The organism is Thiomicrorhabdus sp. Milos-T2, assembly GCF_000702325.1.
GTDB lineage: Bacteria > Pseudomonadota > Gammaproteobacteria > Thiomicrospirales > Thiomicrospiraceae > Thiomicrorhabdus.
This window is the reverse complement of sequence record NZ_KL370891.1, coordinates 1,246,607-1,263,709: the sequence shown is the minus strand read 5'-3', so window position 1 is coordinate 1,263,709 and position 17,103 is coordinate 1,246,607. Positions and strand designations below refer to the sequence as shown.

Annotated in this window: 14 protein-coding genes and 4 tRNA genes; 12 read left to right on the top strand and 6 right to left on the bottom strand. The window is 37.2% G+C overall.

The genetic code is table 11. The features are described from left to right. Positions 1–16 precede the first annotated feature (16 nt). Positions 17–928, top strand: a complete 912-nt coding sequence (rluB, locus tag BS34_RS0105665) for a 23S rRNA pseudouridine(2605) synthase RluB (RefSeq protein ID WP_029407563.1) — start codon at positions 17–19, stop codon at positions 926–928. Between the two features lie 106 nt (positions 929–1,034). Here rluB and BS34_RS0105660 read toward each other — a convergent pair whose 3' ends face one another. The 4 genes from BS34_RS0105660 to BS34_RS0105645 all read right to left on the bottom strand — a co-directional run bounded on the left by BS34_RS0105660 (position 1,035) and on the right by BS34_RS0105645 (position 4,941). Next, a complete protein-coding gene (locus BS34_RS0105660; protein ID WP_038126290.1) occupies positions 1,035–1,643 on the bottom strand; it encodes a hypothetical protein in 609 nt (202 codons plus the stop codon). 23 nt (positions 1,644–1,666) lie between these two features. Continuing rightward, entirely contained in the window at positions 1,667–1,888 is a 222-nt protein-coding gene (locus tag BS34_RS0105655) for a SlyX family protein (RefSeq protein ID WP_029407561.1), read from the bottom strand. Positions 1,889–1,995: 107 nt separating this feature from the next. Continuing rightward, a complete protein-coding gene (locus BS34_RS0105650; protein ID WP_038126289.1) occupies positions 1,996–3,828 on the bottom strand; it encodes a M61 family metallopeptidase in 1,833 nt (610 codons plus the stop codon). Positions 3,829–3,951: 123 nt separating this feature from the next. Next, on the bottom strand, positions 3,952–4,941 hold the full coding sequence (locus tag BS34_RS0105645; RefSeq protein WP_029407559.1) for an SLAC1 anion channel family protein: 990 nt from the start codon (positions 4,939–4,941) through the stop codon (positions 3,952–3,954). A 127-nt stretch (positions 4,942–5,068) separates the two neighbouring features. On the opposite strand from BS34_RS0105645, the gene BS34_RS0105640 reads away from it, so the two are divergent. From BS34_RS0105640 to BS34_RS0105615, 6 genes are all read left to right on the top strand, one after another. Beyond that, positions 5,069–6,103 carry an SLAC1 family transporter gene (locus BS34_RS0105640; RefSeq protein ID WP_029407558.1) on the top strand — a complete coding sequence of 345 codons (1,035 nt, stop codon included), beginning with the start codon at positions 5,069–5,071 and terminating at the stop codon, positions 6,101–6,103. A gap of 131 nt (positions 6,104–6,234) precedes the next feature. After that, positions 6,235–7,647, top strand: coding sequence for a glutamate--tRNA ligase (gene gltX / locus BS34_RS0105635; protein WP_029407557.1), 1,413 nt, complete (start codon positions 6,235–6,237; stop codon positions 7,645–7,647). Positions 7,648–7,891: 244 nt separating this feature from the next. Then, a tRNA-Ala gene (locus tag BS34_RS0105630) sits at positions 7,892–7,967 on the top strand. 88 nt (positions 7,968–8,055) lie between these two features. Continuing rightward, a tRNA-Glu gene (locus BS34_RS0105625) sits at positions 8,056–8,131 on the top strand. A gap of 4 nt (positions 8,132–8,135) precedes the next feature. Further along, a tRNA-Gly gene (locus BS34_RS0105620) sits at positions 8,136–8,210 on the top strand. A 129-nt stretch (positions 8,211–8,339) separates the two neighbouring features. Then, positions 8,340–8,415, top strand: a tRNA-Glu gene (locus BS34_RS0105615). A 230-nt stretch (positions 8,416–8,645) separates the two neighbouring features. Here the strand turns inward: BS34_RS0105615 and BS34_RS0105610 are convergent. Beyond that, on the bottom strand, positions 8,646–10,802 hold the full coding sequence (locus tag BS34_RS0105610) for a RelA/SpoT family protein (RefSeq protein WP_029407556.1): 2,157 nt from the start codon (positions 10,800–10,802) through the stop codon (positions 8,646–8,648). Positions 10,803–10,989: 187 nt separating this feature from the next. On the opposite strand from BS34_RS0105610, the gene dusA reads away from it, so the two are divergent. The 4 genes from dusA to arsC all read left to right on the top strand — a co-directional run bounded on the left by dusA (position 10,990) and on the right by arsC (position 14,581). Beyond that, complete coding sequence (gene dusA, locus BS34_RS0105605; protein WP_255327152.1) at positions 10,990–12,066, top strand: tRNA dihydrouridine(20/20a) synthase DusA; 1,077 nt, start codon at positions 10,990–10,992, stop codon at positions 12,064–12,066. Next, positions 12,063–13,712 (top strand): exodeoxyribonuclease VII large subunit, encoded by a 1,650-nt coding sequence (gene xseA / locus BS34_RS0105600; protein ID WP_029407554.1) that lies wholly within the window; start codon positions 12,063–12,065, stop codon positions 13,710–13,712. Before dusA ends, xseA begins: the two co-directional genes overlap by 4 nt. 254 nt (positions 13,713–13,966) lie before the next feature. Next, on the top strand, positions 13,967–14,209 hold the full coding sequence (gene xseB / locus BS34_RS0105595) for an exodeoxyribonuclease VII small subunit (RefSeq protein ID WP_029407553.1): 243 nt from the start codon (positions 13,967–13,969) through the stop codon (positions 14,207–14,209). Between the two features lie 18 nt (positions 14,210–14,227). After that, complete coding sequence (gene arsC / locus BS34_RS0105590) at positions 14,228–14,581, top strand: arsenate reductase (glutaredoxin) (protein ID WP_029407552.1); 354 nt, start codon at positions 14,228–14,230, stop codon at positions 14,579–14,581. Between the two features lie 120 nt (positions 14,582–14,701). Here arsC and BS34_RS0105585 read toward each other — a convergent pair whose 3' ends face one another. Further along, positions 14,702–15,856, bottom strand: a complete 1,155-nt coding sequence (locus BS34_RS0105585; protein WP_051640592.1) for an IS4 family transposase — start codon at positions 15,854–15,856, stop codon at positions 14,702–14,704. Between the two features lie 549 nt (positions 15,857–16,405). On the opposite strand from BS34_RS0105585, the gene BS34_RS0105580 reads away from it, so the two are divergent. Continuing rightward, positions 16,406–16,981 (top strand): IS3 family transposase, encoded by a 576-nt coding sequence (locus tag BS34_RS0105580; RefSeq protein ID WP_051640702.1) that lies wholly within the window; start codon positions 16,406–16,408, stop codon positions 16,979–16,981. Positions 16,982–17,103: the final 122 nt, after the last annotated feature.

Genomic DNA, 17,103 nt, shown 5'->3' with positions numbered 1-17,103 from the left:
AATAAAGAGAAAATATATGAATCAACCCACAGATGAAAAGCTTCAAAAAATTCTAGCACGTGCTGGTTTTGGTTCAAGACGCTCAGTTGAAACGCTTATTAGTGAAGGCTTGGTTAAAGTTAATGGCCGTACCGCTAAACTAGGAGACCGTGCCACGCCCGACGACAAAATAAAAGTGCGAGACCAGGCTGTTAAAGAAACGCGTTTACAAAAACAACCAACCCAAGTGATTTTGTATAACAAACCTGAAGGGCGTGTATGTTCGCGTAATGATGATAAAGGACGAGACACGATATTTGAACAGTTACCTCGTATTATCAATGGTCGTTGGATTAGTATTGGACGTTTAGATTTAAATACGAGTGGTTTATTAATCTTAACCAATAACGGCGAATTAGCTAATCGTATGATGCATCCCTCTTATGAGGTTGAACGTGAATATACTGTACGTGTTTTTGGTGAGGTTAGTGATGATGCGTTACAACAGGTTGTAAAGGGCGTGCAGCTCGATGACGGTCCAGCAAAATTTACAAAAGTATCTAAGATGCAAACTACATTAGAGGGCGAATCAATCAATAAATGGTACAAAGTCACCATTAAAGAAGGGCGTTTTAGAGAAGTTCGTCGAATTTGGGAAGCAGTAGGTGTTCAAGTCAGTCGTTTGCATCGTGTTCGTTATGGTCAATTTACAATTCCTAGAGCGCTCCGTAAAGGTAAAACAGAAGCCTTGACCTGGAAGCAGATTAACCAGTTATTAAAGTCTGTTGATTTGAAAGAAGAAGCGCGTCCAGATTTACGCAGCAATAAACAAGCGGGTGAAAGAAAGCAAAAGCGTATGAACTCTAATTCTAAACCCGTTGCTAGAAAACCCTCATCTAAACGAACCATTCATGACTTGAGTGATGGTTTTAATAAACGTAGAAAGTAATAAAACCCGGTTAGAGTTTATAGGTTTTTAAAACTTACCAGGCCTGGTAAGTTTTATTTTGATTGAGCTTTTAACGCGTTAATAATCGCTTAATATGTAAAAAAGGTTAATAATTCAGCCTCTCATAGGGGTTAACGATACTAAAGCTTTTAACATAAATAATTTCGCAAGCCCCTGCACCTTGATCACTTCTTACCATGGATGTTTTCCACTTCCAGCCAGTGTTTTTCTTAACATTTACTAAGTAGCCTTTTATATTGACTAAGTCACCATTACGAATTTTTTTGAACTCTTCAGCAATGACCTCATTATCAGGAATTAGGTGCATATTTGCACTACTATTAATGACCTCATTTTTAGGGATAGGTAAGTTATCCGTTTCCCATTTATACCAACGTTTTTCTTGCCAAATATCGAACTGATTGATAATCGTTTCATCCGACATTTGCCCCCAGCCAAGGGCTAAATCAATAGGGGATATTCGTGCTTCTTGGTCAAAATAATAACGAGATGCAGATAGTACTCTAGCTTCTACTTCAAAAGTAGCTCGAGGATAATAGGTATAGTCTCCTTTACGAAACGATCTTTGATCTGTTGAGTTTTGGTAAGGCGTTCCACTTGCGATAACTCCAGGCCCTAATTCAGGCGCATTACCAATATAGTAAAAGTGTTTCCAGGCAAAAAAGACAATAATTAAAAAGATGATTTTTTTCATAGATTGAATTCTATCATTAAAATCTAATAATGCGGTGGTGGAGTTTCATCTTGTGGATCTTTAATACTCTCTTGTTTAATGGTTTTAATGTAATCGGTTAGTAATGACAACTTTTTTTCTAAAAGTTGAATTTCTTGGTGTTGCAGTGCAATGGTTCGCTCTAAGGCTTCAATGCTATCATCGTGAAATGACTGATTCATTTCTAGTTGATCGATACGTTCTAAAAGTTGTTTGTTATTAGGCATGATGTCAATTTTGTAAGTAATGTAGAGGGTTTTGTACGAAGTATAAATTGCTTGTCTCTACTTCGTGCAAAGACCTAAGTGAATAAGTTGAGCAGTGAGCTAGTTTGCTAAGCTCGCTCAGTTAGCCAAGTTAAGGTTTTGTTTTGAGAATCGGTTTTTCTAAGAGTCACTCTATCCTTAGGTGGCATCTCCAGTTGAATATGAGTTGTTCTTAATTCATCTCTTCTAAAATAATGACAACGCAATGGTTTAGAGTTGTCATGTCTTGCTAATAGTTTTTCTAGTTGAGACTTAGTGTCGATACGTAAATCATTTAAGGCGATGATTTGATCTCCTGCGGATAAACCAGCATGATAAGCAGGCTGCTCATTCCAAACATGCGTCACCTTTAATGTTCCTTGGAGGGTAGGGCTAACATTGGCACCTAAAAAATTAGGTAGGCTGTTATCGTCATTAACACTTGCTGAATCTGCAGAACTATTAGAATTATTGGTTAAAGCACCGCCTAAATCATCTAAACTAGTTAATGCTCTTAATTCAAACTGATAACCAAATTCTGCAAATAAATCCTCAAAAGGGATGTCTTTAGTGCCAAATAAATAATCTTCAAAGAACGGCGTTAAGTTTATTCCACTAGCTTCTGAACAAATTGATTCTATTTGTCCATCTTCTAGTCCTGTTTGACTTTTGCCAAACTGATTCCAAAGGCTTAATAAAACATCATCTAGTGATTTTTTACCCTTGGTCTCTTTGCGAATGGTTAAATCAAGTGCCAGAGCAATTAAACTTCCTTTAGTGTAATAGCTAATAATCGCATTAGGCGCATTTTCGTCTTGTTGGTAAAACTTTGTCCAGGTTAACCAACTTGACTCTGCAACGGATTGTTTGAAACGTCCTGGCATCCTGTAAACTCGAGTCATTTGTTTAGCTAAGATTTGTAGGTATGTCTGTGTGTCAATTAATCCTGCTCTGTGTAAGATTAAACCATCGTAGTATGAGGTTATTCCTTCAAACCACCACAGTTGATTGGTATAAACGGAAGTTTGTAAATCACTTGCTTGGTATGGCTTAGGTTGAATGCGTTTCACATTCCAAGTATGAAAATACTCATGACTGCAGAGTTCTAAGAACTGTAAATAGCCATCAGTTGCTTTACCCATGCCCTTATAAGGTAAATCGTCGCGACTACAAATCAAGGCTGTAGAGTTACGGTGTTCTAATCCACCGTAATCACTACCCGTTACCATAACCTGAAATAGATAATCTTCAACGGGAGCAGGTTGTCCAAATAAATTTATCTCCGTTTCACATATTTTAATTAAGTCTTGTTTTAAACGTGTTTCATCGCACTCAAAAATTCCGGTTATGACCATTTTATGAGGCACACCACAAGCTTCAAAACAAATTTCAGTAAAGGTCCCCATCTCAACGGGATAATCAATTAATGCGCTATAGTTGTCTGCTTGATATAAACCAAAACCATTGTCATCAACCTGCTTTTGAGGCATGCCTGTGGCGACTTTCCAGTTATTTTCTTTGGTAACTGAAGAAGGCTCAATAATTACTTCACAAGGCTGACTATTTTGATTTATTACCTCTAAAAAAACAGAAGTACCATTAAAAAAGGCATGAGATTCATCAAAATGAGCTCCGCGAACGGATAAATCCCAAGCATAAACGTAATACTCAACGGTTACCGCCTCTAAACTTGAAAAAGACCAGTTTGACTTATCAATAGTATGCAGTTCAATGGAATCACCGGAAGCGCTGATAACCTTGATTTCAGTAAGATGTTTGGCAAAGTCTCGAATTAAATAACTACCAGGTATCCAGTTAGGTAGGCGCAGGTTTTGAACTGGCTGGATGGGGTTTGAAATGGCTAAAGTTACTTTTAAATAGTGTGATTTAGGGTCAAAGGCTGAAATTTGATATTGAATCATAATGGTCTAATACGCTTTTTTTGTGTGTACTTAAATGATAAAACAGCTTTGCCAAAATTAATAAAAAGAATGCTTAATGTTTTTATAAAACGTACTTAATTTGTGCAAAGCTCTTAAATAAAACTAGTCTGCTTTAGGGGGTAAAGGCAAGGGTAAACAGAGTTTTTTATTTTTAATGGCAGTTAAGGTTTTGAGAGTTAAATGGAAAATAAGTGCAGATAAAATTGAGAGTAAAAACATTGCAACATAACTGTAAAAGGCTAGTCCAAGCTGTTGATACATAACAAAAGTTGCCAGAGTAATAGCACCTAAAGGAAACGTGTAAGCCCACCATGCGATTGAAAAGGGGACGTTAATAAAACGCACTATTTGACTCAATAATAGTAGGGTTAAAAACAGACCGGTGTAGTAGAGAATTCTGGCAAACTCATCCACACCTGCCATACCGTTTAAACTCATATAGGATAAAAATCCAAGCGAAGGGGGGGCAATTAATATAAATAAGGTAGGTTCAAGTAATTTAAGTAATGGCGGATGAAAGAACAAACGATACATTACAATACTGCTAAGAATAATCCAAAAAACCAAGCCTATACTAAAAAAGAACCAACCTAATTCGACATTAGCAAAGTGTACCGCACCCAGTGGAATAACAATAGCGCCAACCACGGGGATAAACCAAGCGGGATTCATATCGGTAATTTGCCATTTTTCATGATGAATCCAATTGCTGAGAATATAAATTAATAAACCAAATTGCACTACAGCACCAATAACCCACATGATTTGAGCTAAATCAAAAGCGATATCTCTAAAAATTAAACTTAGTAATAACAGACTAATACTAAACGTAGGAAAAAAATGTAATAAAACGGGATGATTAAATTCGGCAATGACTTGGCTGGAGTTTTTTAGTAACTTTGTAAAATAGGCAATCGTTAAAATGGCAAAAATAGTCGTCGTAAAAAGGGCTAAACTATAAAACACATTAATAGATATACCAATCTGATGGTTTGCTGCTTGAAATCCAAGCGTTAATCCTGAAAACCCCATAACTGCACCAAATAAGTTAATAGGAATATTCGCAATTCGACTGGTATTTTGATTTTGCATGATAGTAAGTACTCTACTTATGACGATTAATAGAAAGCATTTTTTATGCTGTTAATTCAAGTATTATAAGATAGAATTTTTACATAGATTTAAATTAACCATTTTTTATAATCAATAAGGTGTCAGATTGCGTTTAAATTACCTACCTAGTATTTTGTTTTTTGGTATGCCCATGGGATTGATTGGTGCAGGACTAAATGCAAGGCATCTTCAAGAGTTATTTAATATAGAGTTTGATTTCTCAATAGCAATATTATTTTATGGATGGATTGCGTTTGTATTTGTTTTAACTCATTACGTATGGCATCTAATCAGAGCCACTAATCGAAATAAATTAATTCTGGAATGGTATGACCCTTTTAGAAGATCGTTTTTACCCTCGGTAAGCTTAACGACTATTCTATTTTTAATGAGTGTTTATCAAGTATTAGATAGCTATTATTTAATTGACCAGGCCTGGTTGTTTTACACCATTCTTTTTGTTGCTTTGATGCATTTCTTAATGAATATTTTTTTAGTTAATGGTTGGTTGTTTGATTCTAATCTTCAGCTGAATCATCATAAACCAACCTGGTTTATTTTATTATCTGCCAATTTTGTGATTGTGATTGCGTTAATGAGTCAGTTTGGTACAAGACAAACACCCTGGGTCTATGAGTTTAGCTATTTCTTCTTTTCAATTGGCTTGTTTCTATGGCTGGCATTTTCAACATCACTTTTTTACCGGTTAATGTTTAGTGTGCCGTTACAAGTCCAATTAAGACCAAGTTTGTTTATATTTTTGGCGCCACCATCTTTAGCTTGTGTCGCTTCATTATTTATTTCTGATGCTTATATACACTCAGGAATAATTACTCTTGAGGCTGTTAATATCGTAACTTGGTTTAGTTATGGCTTTGCCTCAATGATGTTATTAATTTGGCTTGTCAATTACCGGTTCTTTATGAAGGGAGGCTTGACTATGGCCGGCTGGTCTTATGTTTATCCATTAGCCGCTTATGGTTTAGCATCTCAATACCTTGCTCAAGCTTTAGAGAGTAAGTTTATGGCTGTGTATAGCATATTTATATTCGTCGCCGTATTAAGCTTAATTATTATGCTAAGTATTTGGCTAGTAAAAGCCGCAATAGAATTTAATGAGAATAAAATAGCTCAGAGTTAAAAGAGTTAAAAGAGTTAAAGAAAGGTCTCAATTAAACAAATTTAGCGTATATCTTAATTTTCAATTTCTCGTTACCCTCTCAGCGTTTATAATAAGCGTTTTTCGATTATCTTATATTTTGGAGTCTTCCTGTGATTCGTACTCGCTTTGCCCCTAGTCCAACCGGTTATTTACATATTGGTGGCGTTAGAACAGCTCTTTATTCATGGCTTTATGCTAAAAAACAGGGCGGTGAATTTACTCTGCGAATTGAAGATACAGACTTAGAACGTTCAACAGAAGAGTCAGTAAATGCCATTTTAGAAGGTATGAGTTGGTTAGGTCTTGATTATGACCAAGGGCCTATTTATCAAACTGACCGTTTTGATCGTTATAAAGAAATTATTCAACAACTGTTTGATAAAGATCTAGCTTATTACTGCTATGCAACTCCAGAAGAGTTAGATGAAATGCGTGAGGCGCAAAAGGCAGCCGGCGAAAAACCTCGTTATGATGGTCGTTACCGAAATTTTGATGGTGTTCCTCCAGAAGGAATTAAGCCCGTTATTCGTTTTAAAAACCCAGAAGAGGGTGATGTAATAATTGAAGACCTTGTTAAAGGTGAAGTCATTGTTAATAACAAAGAGTTAGATGATTTAATTATCGCTCGTCCTGATGGTACACCAACCTATAACTTTACCGTGGTAGTTGATGATTGGGACATGGGAATGACGCATGTTATTCGAGGTGATGATCACCTTAATAACACCCCACGCCAAATCAATCTTTATAAAGCGATTGGCGCAGAAGTACCAAAATTTGCCCACATCCCTATGGTATTAGGAGAAGATGGTAGTCGTTTATCTAAACGTCACGGTGCAGTGAGCGTGCTTCAGTATAAGGAACAGGGTTTCTTACCAGAAGCCTTGCTTAACTATTTAGTGCGTTTGGGTTGGTCCTATGGTGATAAAGAAGTTTTTTCCATTGATGAAATGGTACAGCACTTTGATTTAGACTCTGTAAATGGTTCACCCTCTACGTTTGATACCGCAAAATTAACTTGGATTAATGAACAGCATATAAAGTCTGCACCAGCAGAGTATTTAGCAACGCACTTATCGCCTTTTGTAGCGCAACTAGGTTGTGATTTAAGTCAGGGGCCTGCTTTAACTGATGTGGCCGACTTATTACGTGACCGCGCTAAAACGTTGATAGAAATGGCTGACGGTTCAGTATATTTCTATTCTGATTTTGAAGAGTTTGAAGCGGGGGCAGCTAAAAAGCATCTAAGACCGGCTGCAGAAGAACCATTGCGTTTAGTTTTAGAGAAATTAAGTGCTTTAACAGAATGGAACGCAGAAGCGATTCATGCCGAAATTGATGCAACAGCAGAAGCACTAGAAGTAGGCATGGGAAAAGTGGGGATGCCACTACGTGTTGCAATAACAGGAGGAGGGCAATCTCCTGCAATTGATGCTACGGCCGAGTTAATTGGCAAACCTCGTTGTATGACACGTTTAAATATGGCTTTAGAATTTATCGAAAAGCGTAAGCTAGCCCAATAGTTTCCAGCTCAATAAGTTTTTTACTTGAGTAAAATGTGTTTATTAAAGGTCGTTTAAGGATTACCCCCTAAGCGGCTTTTTTAGTTTTTATTATGGCTTTTATAAAGGCCAAAATTCAAAAAAGATATTACAAACAGGTGCTTAAAACATCAGTAAAATTTAAATTGTAAAAAGAGACGCTTTTTTTACAATTTATACTTGACGAAACAGCGCAACTCTATATAATACGCACGCATCAGCTCGAGGGGCTATAGCTCAGCTGGGAGAGCGCAACACTGGCAGTGTTGAGGTCAGCGGTTCGATCCCGCTTAGCTCCACCAAGTTGATAATATAGTCCGTCAGAAACCCACTAGGCCGGGAATCAAAGCTGATGGCAATTGATAGAATTTAGTTTTATCACATTATAGTGTCCCGTTCGTCTAGAGGCCTAGGACACCGCCCTTTCACGGCGGTAACAGGGGTTCGACTCCCCTACGGGACGCCACTATGCGGGAATAGCTCAGCGGTAGAGCACAACCTTGCCAAGGTTGGGGTCGCGAGTTCGATCCTCGTTTCCCGCTCCAATTTTAAGTGTGTTGATGACCTAGGCCATAACAATCATCAACAGACTTTAATAGCCTCTTTTGAGGCTGTTAGAACTTGCTAACCAATCCCTATCGATTTAATCGAAAGTAGTTGGTTAGCAACAATCTGTCCCGTTCGTCTAGAGGCCTAGGACACCGCCCTTTCACGGCGGTAACAGGGGTTCGACTCCCCTACGGGACGCCATATAAATAAACCCGCTAATGAGAAATCGTTAGCGGGTTTTTTATTGTCTAAAAATTTTACAATGTTAAAAAAGTAAAACTTTCATTAACTCCATTTATATAAGTTGGAAAGTGGTGGGGGGTAAACAGAGTTTTATCATTTATTTAGAAGTTCATACTTAACCAGGCCTGGTTGTTTTTTTAAGTTATTTTGAGACCTTGGGTGTAAAGATTTTATTTTATAGAATCCAATCAATCGGTTTTAATTGATACCGATTCTACATTGGAGATAATCTCAATATAATCAAGCAAATCTCCCAAGTTGGTTGAGTAATCTAACTCTAGTGTTAGATTCATTAATACACTGTTCTCTTGTGTATTAGTTTTGGTTTGAGATGATATTAAATTAATATCAAGCTCTGTTAAAGTGGTCATTACATCGCGCAGCAAGCCTTTACGATCAAAAGCAACAATTTGAAGTTCAGCCGTAAAAGAGGGTTGTTCTGCCTGTGCTTTATTCCAAGATACTTCGATTATTCGTCTTTGGTCATCATGAGATAGGTTGAGTATATTGGCGCAATCATGTCTATGAACCGTAATACCTCGTCCACGAGTAACAAAGCCGACAATGTCATCAAATGGCTTAGGGCTGCAGCAGGGTGCTAAATTTGTTTTAAGATGAATAGCACCAATAACATAAGCTTCTGCTTGTTCCTGTTCTTTTACGGTTTGGTCAAAGCTAAATATTTTCTGCTGTCGAATGTGTTCTTTTTCTGGTCTGAGCTCGGATTGAATGGCACTGGTTAACTGGCGCTCATTAATTCTGCCTTTACCAATGTCTTCAAATAATGCTTCTTCAGAGTCTACTCTAAAACGATTAGCAATTTTTTTACTGGATATGTTTTCAGCATGCAAACGTTTTATTTCTCGGTTGAATAGCGTCTCACCTGTTGTGGTGTTTTCGGTTTTATTTTGTTTATTAAACCAGTTTCTAACTTTGTTGCGTGCACTTGAGCTGGTTAGATACCCTAAATTAGGGTTTAACCAGTTACGGCTAGGCTCACCGTTTTTAATGGTTAAAACTTCAACCTTATCACCCGTATTTAAAACATAACTAAGTGGTTGAATGCGACCATTTACTTTTGCACCACGGCAACGATGTCCTAATTCAGTATGTATTTGATATGCAAAGTCTAAGGGCGTTGCACCTTGTCTGAGCGTTATAATCTCATTTAATGGTGTCATGATATAAATATGTTTGCTTTGCAGCTCGGTACTTATTTCTTTAAATACATCAGGATCGTCAGAGCTTTCCAACAACTGTCTTACATTAGCGATACTATGCTCTAGGTTTTCATCAAAATTACTGTTTCCACCTTCTTTATATCGCCAATGGGCGGCAATTCCATACTCCGCATTGTGATGCATTTCTGGAGTGCGTATCTGAATCTCAACAGTTTTTCCTTCTGGTCCAATAATGACAGTGTGTATTGATTGATACCCATTTTCTTTAGGGGTGGTAATGTAATCATCAAATTCGTGTCTAACATAGTTCCAGCGACTGTGAATAAGTCCTAATGCTTCATAGCACATCTGTACATTATCAACGTAAATACGAACAGCTCGTAGGTCATAGAGTTCTTCAATTGGAAGTGATTTACGGTTCATCTTCTTCCAAATGCTATAGATATGTTTTGGGCGTCCAGATATTTTAGCGTTGATATTTTGTTGCTTAAGCATTTGGTCAAGAGTTTCTAAAACGACATTAATGTAGTTTTCACGTTCAGAACGCTTGGCTTGCAATTGATGGGCTATATCTTTGTATTCTTCAGGGTGAAGGTATCGAAAAGATAAATCCTCGAGCTCCCATTTTAATTGGGCAATCCCCAAGCGGTTAGCAAGTGGAGAAAAGATTAATTCTGTCTCCGCGGCTATTTGATGACGAACCGCTTCCTCTTCATGTTTTAATTCTCTAAGACGAGCCACTCGATAGGCTAGTTTCATAATCATGATACGTATATCAGTAGTCATGGCTAAAAGCATCTGTCTCAAACGCTCATTCTGAACATCATCAGATTTTCTATCGACATCAAAATCTTTAAACTGATTAAGTTTACGAATTCCTTCAACTAACTTGGCAGTTCTTTCTCCAAATACTTCAATAATGTTTTCAATAGGGTAGATGGGTTCGAGATTACTGTCACTGATTAAAACAGCGATTAGGGTTTCTTCATCTAGCTTAAGGTTAGCCAGTATATGTGCCACGGCATAGCTACGTACTACGCCTTTTTCAGGAAGGTTATCTGCCTCTAACGCCATCGCACAAGCTTGCATGCCTTTATCTTGCTGCTCTTTGGTTAAACTAAAATCTTTAAAGACTTCATTATAGAGAGATTGGGTTGAATTCATCTGTGTGCCAAGTTTTATATTATTTTTATAGCAAAATATTTTAACGAGTTTTTTTACTTATAAGATGGTATTTTCACTAAAAGATTTTATCTGTAAACAAGTGGTGATAAATGAACTGGTTTATAGAGCCTTGCAATGCGATAATACGCCTAATTTTTAAACACGAATAATTCAAGTTGATTTTATTTTGACTCACCAAGCTTTGTTAAAAATACCAAAAAATGCTGTAAATAAGAACTTAACTCATGCTAATAGTGCAGTAGGTTTTTCTGTTGCGCCTATGCTCGACTGGACAGATAAACATTGTCGTTTTTTTCATCGTCAATTAAGTAACCAGGCCTGGTTATATAGTGAAATGGTAACAACCGGTGCTATTATTTATGGTGATAATCTACCGCGATTTTTGGGGCATAATGATTGTGAGGCACCAGTTGTGTTGCAACTTGGTGGTAGTCATTCTAAAGATTTAGCGACTTGCGCGGCCTTAGGTGAAGAGTGGGGTTACTCAGAAATTAATTTAAATGTAGGTTGTCCAAGTGATCGTGTGCAAAATAATATGATTGGAGCTTGCTTGCTTGGTCATCCTGAACTTGTTGCCCAAAATGTTGCCGCCATGAAAGCTAAAGTGAGCATTCCTGTTACGGTTAAAACTCGTATAGGTATTGATGAACAAGAAGATTTTCAAATTTTACGTAATTTTGTAGCAGGCCTGGTAAAAGCAGGGGTTGATGGGGTTATTATTCATGCCCGTAAAGCTTGGTTACAAGGACTCTCACCTAAAGAAAATCGTGAAGTTCCTCCTTTAAAATATGATTGGGTTCATAGAATAAAAGCTGAATTTCCAGACTTAGATATCGCTATCAACGGTGGGTTAAAAACTCATTCCCAAGCCGTAGAACATTACAATGAATATCAATCGTTACCTGCTGTAGATGGCGTTATGCTTGGTAGAACGGCATACGAGCAACCTTATTCATTGGCCGAAGTTGATCAGTTATATTATGGTGAAGATAAACCCATTATTACGCGAGACCAAGTGCTGGATAATATGTACCCTTATATTGAACAACATCTAGTTAATGGCGGTAAGCTTATTCAAGTAACACGCCATATGCTAGGGCTTTTTCATGGCTTGCCTGGTGGAAGAATCTGGCGACGTCATTTGTCAGAAAATGCTTTTAAAGCAACTGCCGGAGTTAATGTTGTGGAAGAAGCTTATAAAATGGTGTCTCAAGAAATTAAACGCATGGAAGATCGTACATGACTTTTTTAGAGGTTCCGTTTCGTGAAAAAGACCAAGCAAAATCGCTGGGTGCTCGTTGGGATGCGGTAAGTAAGCGCTGGTATGTACCTGAAGCTTTGAGTGATAAGCTTGATGATTTTCAAAAATGGTTACCTCAATCAAATGCTCACGCCGAATCTAACGATGTAACTTCCAATGTAACTACCAATGTAAACATCGATAAACAATCATTAAATCTCGCTTTTGAACCTTATAGCTCAAATGAAAATAAAGAACAAAAGGGCGCTAAGCTATCCGTTGTATTAAGTAAGGTGCAAGCTAATTTAAGGCAGGGTTTTCCTGGTGGAGTATGGGTGGTTGCTGAGATTGCCAACATCAATACTCGACGTGGTCATGTTTATTTGGAATTATCAGAAACGAATGACAGTGGTCAAGCGGTAGCTAACTGTAGAGCAATGATTTGGCAAAGCCAGGCTAATCGATTGTTAGAGCGATTTAATCTAGAAACTGGGAGTGAGCTTGCAATTGGTCAGAAAGTACTCTTTTTAGCAGAAATTAACTTTCATGAACAGTACGGGTTTTCTCTGGTTATTCAGGATTTAGACCCTAGTTATACGCTAGGTGAATTAGAACAAAAATTAAATAAAATCCGTAAAAGTTTGATTCAAAAGGGCATCTATCAACAAAATAAATCTCACTATTTGCCATTAGATTTTTTCCGAATTGCTGTTATAGCACCACCACAGGCTGCAGGTTTAGGTGATTTTAGAGCGGATGCTGATGAATTGCAGCAGCTTGGTTTATGTGAATTCACCTATTTCTACAGCAGTTTTCAAGGTGAGTCAGTTGAAAATGAAATGCTTGAAGCGATATCAGCAGTTAAGTCGCTTCATCAAACTAATCCCTTTGATGCCCTAGTCGTTATTAGGGGCGGTGGAGCTAAACTCGACTTAAATTCACTTAACATTGAATCTATAGCTGAAACATTGTGCTTGATTGAATTACCTGTTTTAGCAGGAATTGGGCATGAAAGAGATAATACAATTCTGGATGAAGTCGCCCACAGTCGTTTTGATACACCAAGTAAAGTCATAGGTTTTATAAAATCTCAAATCATACAACAAGCTAAAAATGCACAAACAAACTGGACTCATATTGAACAGTCCAGTCGTATACAGGTGCAAAATCTACATTACAAAATCAATAAGCTTAATCATGATATTACTCAAAACAGTTTAGGTTGTGTATATCGCTGGCAAAAACGTATTGAGCCCATTCATTATGAAATTAGCCGACTGAGTGAATCTAAAATATCTCGAGTTTCAAACTTAATTGATACCTTACATCAAACAATTAACTCTGAAGTTAAACGAAAAGTAGACTTGATTGAAAATGAAGTTAATCAGCTCCAACAAACCATTAGCCAAGAAGCAAAGAGAACTTTATCTACTCAAAAACAACAGATCATTCAATGGATTGCATTTATCTTAAGTTCAGGGCCAAAGTCTCAATTAAATAGAGGGTTTAGCCTGGTCAAGAATTCGAATGGGGAGCCAATTACGTCAGCTCAAGAAGCCATAAAGCAACCTATTATTGAGGTTGAGTTTAGCGATGGTATTATCGAAGCTGAAGTTGTAAAAAACCAAAAAATTAAACAAGTTAATTAGAGAGACCTTTGCACGAGAGTATGCGCGAGTAAAAATGGTTCTAGGTGCCCCTTGAGGGTAAAAATTCACCTGATTTTTGTTGAAAACCTTGCGAATAGCTAGCTATTCCCTGCGTTTTCCGCCGCAATCAGGTGAATTTTTCCTCATTTTTCTTTCGCACCTATCTAGTGCAAAGGTCTCAGAGAGTTTTGTTCGAATTTTAATCTAGAGCAAAGTAATTACAATATTTAAACCCGAATAAGAAGGGCGTCACTATGAGTCAAACAGCTGAAAGTTTTAAAGATAATTATCAAAAATTACAAGAGATTGCACAAAAACTCGCTAACAGTGGTGAGGTAGATATTGATGAGTTAGTTCCTATGGTTGATGATGCTACCAGGGCTTATCAATTATGTAAGTCTCGTATTGAGGCAGTAGAGTCAGCTTTAAATACACGTTTAGATAATGAAACGGGAAATGACTCAGGAAATGAATCTAATAAGGGTTCTGAGCAATAGAGGGTCTTGGAGAGTAATATGAAATCAGCAACTATTTATCATAATCCCCGTTGTTCTAAAAGCAGAAACACACTTAAGATATTAAATGAAAATAATATCAACATTAATGAAGTACGCTATTTAGAAAACCCACCAAGTAAATCTGAATTAGCTGAACTTTGTGAACTCATGAAGGTTAAACCCTTTGATATTATTAGAACCGGTGAAGCATTATTTAGCGAATTAGGTTTAACCAAGAAAGATTCGCGAAGTGATGATGAGTGGCTAGATATTTTAGCGGCTAACCCAAAATTGATTGAAAGACCGATTGTAAGAATTGAAGATAAAGCTGTCATGGGTAGACCACCAGAAAATGTTTTAGATATTCTTTGATCTATCCTTTAATATGTCTAGGAAAGTAAATAAGAAAGCAAAAATTCAAGTCATTAAATTCATAACTTAAAATAACCAGGCCTGGCACTAGTGTCCGGAATAATATTTCAGTACCACAATTCATATACCAGCCTCCCATAGCGGAAGTTGGTATTTCTTAAACTCTTCCCGTTGTTGTTTTCGCCTAAAGTATTCACTCTGCTGAATAGGTCTTTCAAACAACCCATGAGCAAGCCGCCAAAACGTTACTCTCAACGGTTCTGCTGACTTATTTTTCATCTGTTCAAGCTTAATCAATAGATACACAATAAGGGCTGATAGCACTTGGATACGAACAGCATTACTGTTTTGGCCAATGAAGCTTTTGATTTTGAGGTGTTGTTTAATCCATTTAAAAAATAATTCAATTTGCCAGCGTTGCTTGTATAGATGGGCAATCTCTTGAGCTGAACGCTCGAAGTCATTGGTAATCAATACCAATTCACCTTTATTATCGTCACGTTTGACAACAACACGGCGCATCTGGAATTGACCAAGACGTTTTTTCTGGCTTGAACCACTAAACTCAATGCATTGGTCTTCAAGAATATGAGGGGCTTTTTCATCGAGTTCGTAGGATTGTATGACGGTAATTGCCGCTCTTTTTTTCAAACGACAGACCAGCTTGATTTTTTGGTCATTGAGCTTTTTCCACCAGAGGTAGTCTAAGTACCCTTTATCCATCACATAGGTTGAACCTGGTTCTAAATTCCACTCTCGTGCTTGAGTAATATCAGGAATATTGGCCTGTGTGATTTCAAAACAAACAGGGACTTGGTTGGATAGTTCTAGTTGCATATGCAGCTTAAAGCCTGTGACTCGAGAACCTTGTACTGCCCAGTCAAAACCTTTACCGAGCAGTTGAATTGGAGAAGAGTCTATTAGATAGGTAAAAGCGTGGAGTTCTTTTCGTAATTGTCGATTCACACCAGCCATGAGTTGTTGGCAAAGTGCTTGGTAGACATCAGCAGAGCGTTTACGGTTTGCTTCAGATAATGTGCTGCGTTTCAGCTCTTTTACGCCTAAGTGGTAGTGGTGAGAGGATTGGGCGTTAAACCCTTCAACCAACTGGCGTAATGATTTAGTGCCACTAAGTTGTGCGTACATCATCGCGACTAATTGATTCCAGCTACTAAACCCTTTGGCGTGTTTATCGGTTTGATATTGATGAACAAGTGATTGAAAAGTGGTACGAATGGGTTTTAAAAATTGGGCAAATCGGGTAGAGTTAAACATAGCCGTAATCTCATTGTTTTTGAAGTCTATTTCGTGGTGGAAATACTTCTATCCTAGGAGTTACGGCTTTTTTGTCAAGGCTTTTAATATTTATTCCGGACACTAGTGCCAGGCCTGGTAACTTATCGTTTGATTCAAGATTTTGCCATCAATACTAGGCTAAGCTATTTATCTCAAATTTATTCGTCCATTTTAAAATCACAATTACATCTTAAATTGCCGCTGTTAATTACGAGTAATTTTCTTCGAAACTTATTCGCCAATCAATCTTAATAAGAAGCAAACCGGCGCCAAAAAATACATTATCAAAGATTATTCACTAAATAGGGTATTTACCAGAATCATGTCGTTTTTGTGCAAAATTCAATTTAACATAATATATATTATACGAATATTAGGTAGAGTTGATTTAAGGTTCTTTTTAGTTCCCAATTTAGTTATCTATTTGTTTTTATTGTATTTAATTATATTTTAAAGCTTTGCTTTCTGGAGTGGATACACTATTTAGTACCTAGATGATAAATTATAATTATCAAAAGGAGCAAATAGATGAGCCGCAGAAAATACGACCAGGATAGAAACTTCATAGTCAGCTACCCCAACCAAGTTTGGGTTGGAGATATAACCTACATCAAAACATCAATGGGCTGGTTGTACCTTGCGGCCTATATTGACCTTTATTCGAGGAAAGTCGTTGGCTGGGCAATTGATACTCATATGCGCTCAGAGCTGGTTGAAACGGCTTTAAAAAGAGCCTTGTGGAATCGTAAGCCACCTAAAGGGCTTATGGTTCATACCGACCAAGGAAGTCAGTTCATTAGTAATAGCTATCGACGGTTACTCAAGCATTGGAGCATAAAACAAAGCATGAGCCGTAGAGGAAATTGTTGGGATAATGCTGTGATTGAAAGCTTCTTTAAGACACTTAAAGTAGAAACGATTTATCAGCATCCAAAGCTAATCTCAGTGAAGGATATGAAACAAGTCATTGCTGAATATATGGGCCACTATAACCATATTCGGCCGCACAGTACGAACGGTTATTTATCGCCGGTGAAATTCGAACAAAAAAGAATGGAGCATTTAGCTCGAATGGAAAAAAGTCTAGGTATCATAAAGTGTTGACACTCCATTCATTCGTGATGCTAACTAAATACTTACCCTGAAATGTTTTTTATTATTTAAATTATTTAAATTTGTTAAATCTGATTTTATTTAATCAGTTTCTATTTTAAAATTCATTGAGT

What these genes read in the sequence shown, in the direction of transcription:
- rluB (WP_029407563.1), top strand. Translation starts at nt 17, where the DNA reads ATGAATCAACCCACAGATGAAAAGCTTCAAAAAATTCTAGCACGTGCT.
- BS34_RS0105660 (WP_038126290.1), bottom strand. Translation starts at nt 1,643, where the DNA reads ATGAAAAAAATCATCTTTTTAATTATTGTCTTTTTTGCCTGGAAACAC.
- BS34_RS0105655 (WP_029407561.1), bottom strand. Translation starts at nt 1,888, where the DNA reads ATGCCTAATAACAAACAACTTTTAGAACGTATCGATCAACTAGAAATG.
- BS34_RS0105650 (WP_038126289.1), bottom strand. Translation starts at nt 3,828, where the DNA reads ATGATTCAATATCAAATTTCAGCCTTTGACCCTAAATCACACTATTTA.
- BS34_RS0105645 (WP_029407559.1), bottom strand. Translation starts at nt 4,941, where the DNA reads ATGCAAAATCAAAATACCAGTCGAATTGCGAATATTCCTATTAACTTA.
- BS34_RS0105610 (WP_029407556.1), bottom strand. Translation starts at nt 10,802, where the DNA reads ATGAATTCAACCCAATCTCTCTATAATGAAGTCTTTAAAGATTTTAGT.
- xseA (WP_029407554.1), top strand. Translation starts at nt 12,063, where the DNA reads ATGACTTTTTTAGAGGTTCCGTTTCGTGAAAAAGACCAAGCAAAATCG.
- xseB (WP_029407553.1), top strand. Translation starts at nt 13,967, where the DNA reads ATGAGTCAAACAGCTGAAAGTTTTAAAGATAATTATCAAAAATTACAA.
- arsC (WP_029407552.1), top strand. Translation starts at nt 14,228, where the DNA reads ATGAAATCAGCAACTATTTATCATAATCCCCGTTGTTCTAAAAGCAGA.
- BS34_RS0105585 (WP_051640592.1), bottom strand. Translation starts at nt 15,856, where the DNA reads ATGTTTAACTCTACCCGATTTGCCCAATTTTTAAAACCCATTCGTACC.
- BS34_RS0105580 (WP_051640702.1), top strand. Translation starts at nt 16,406, where the DNA reads ATGAGCCGCAGAAAATACGACCAGGATAGAAACTTCATAGTCAGCTAC.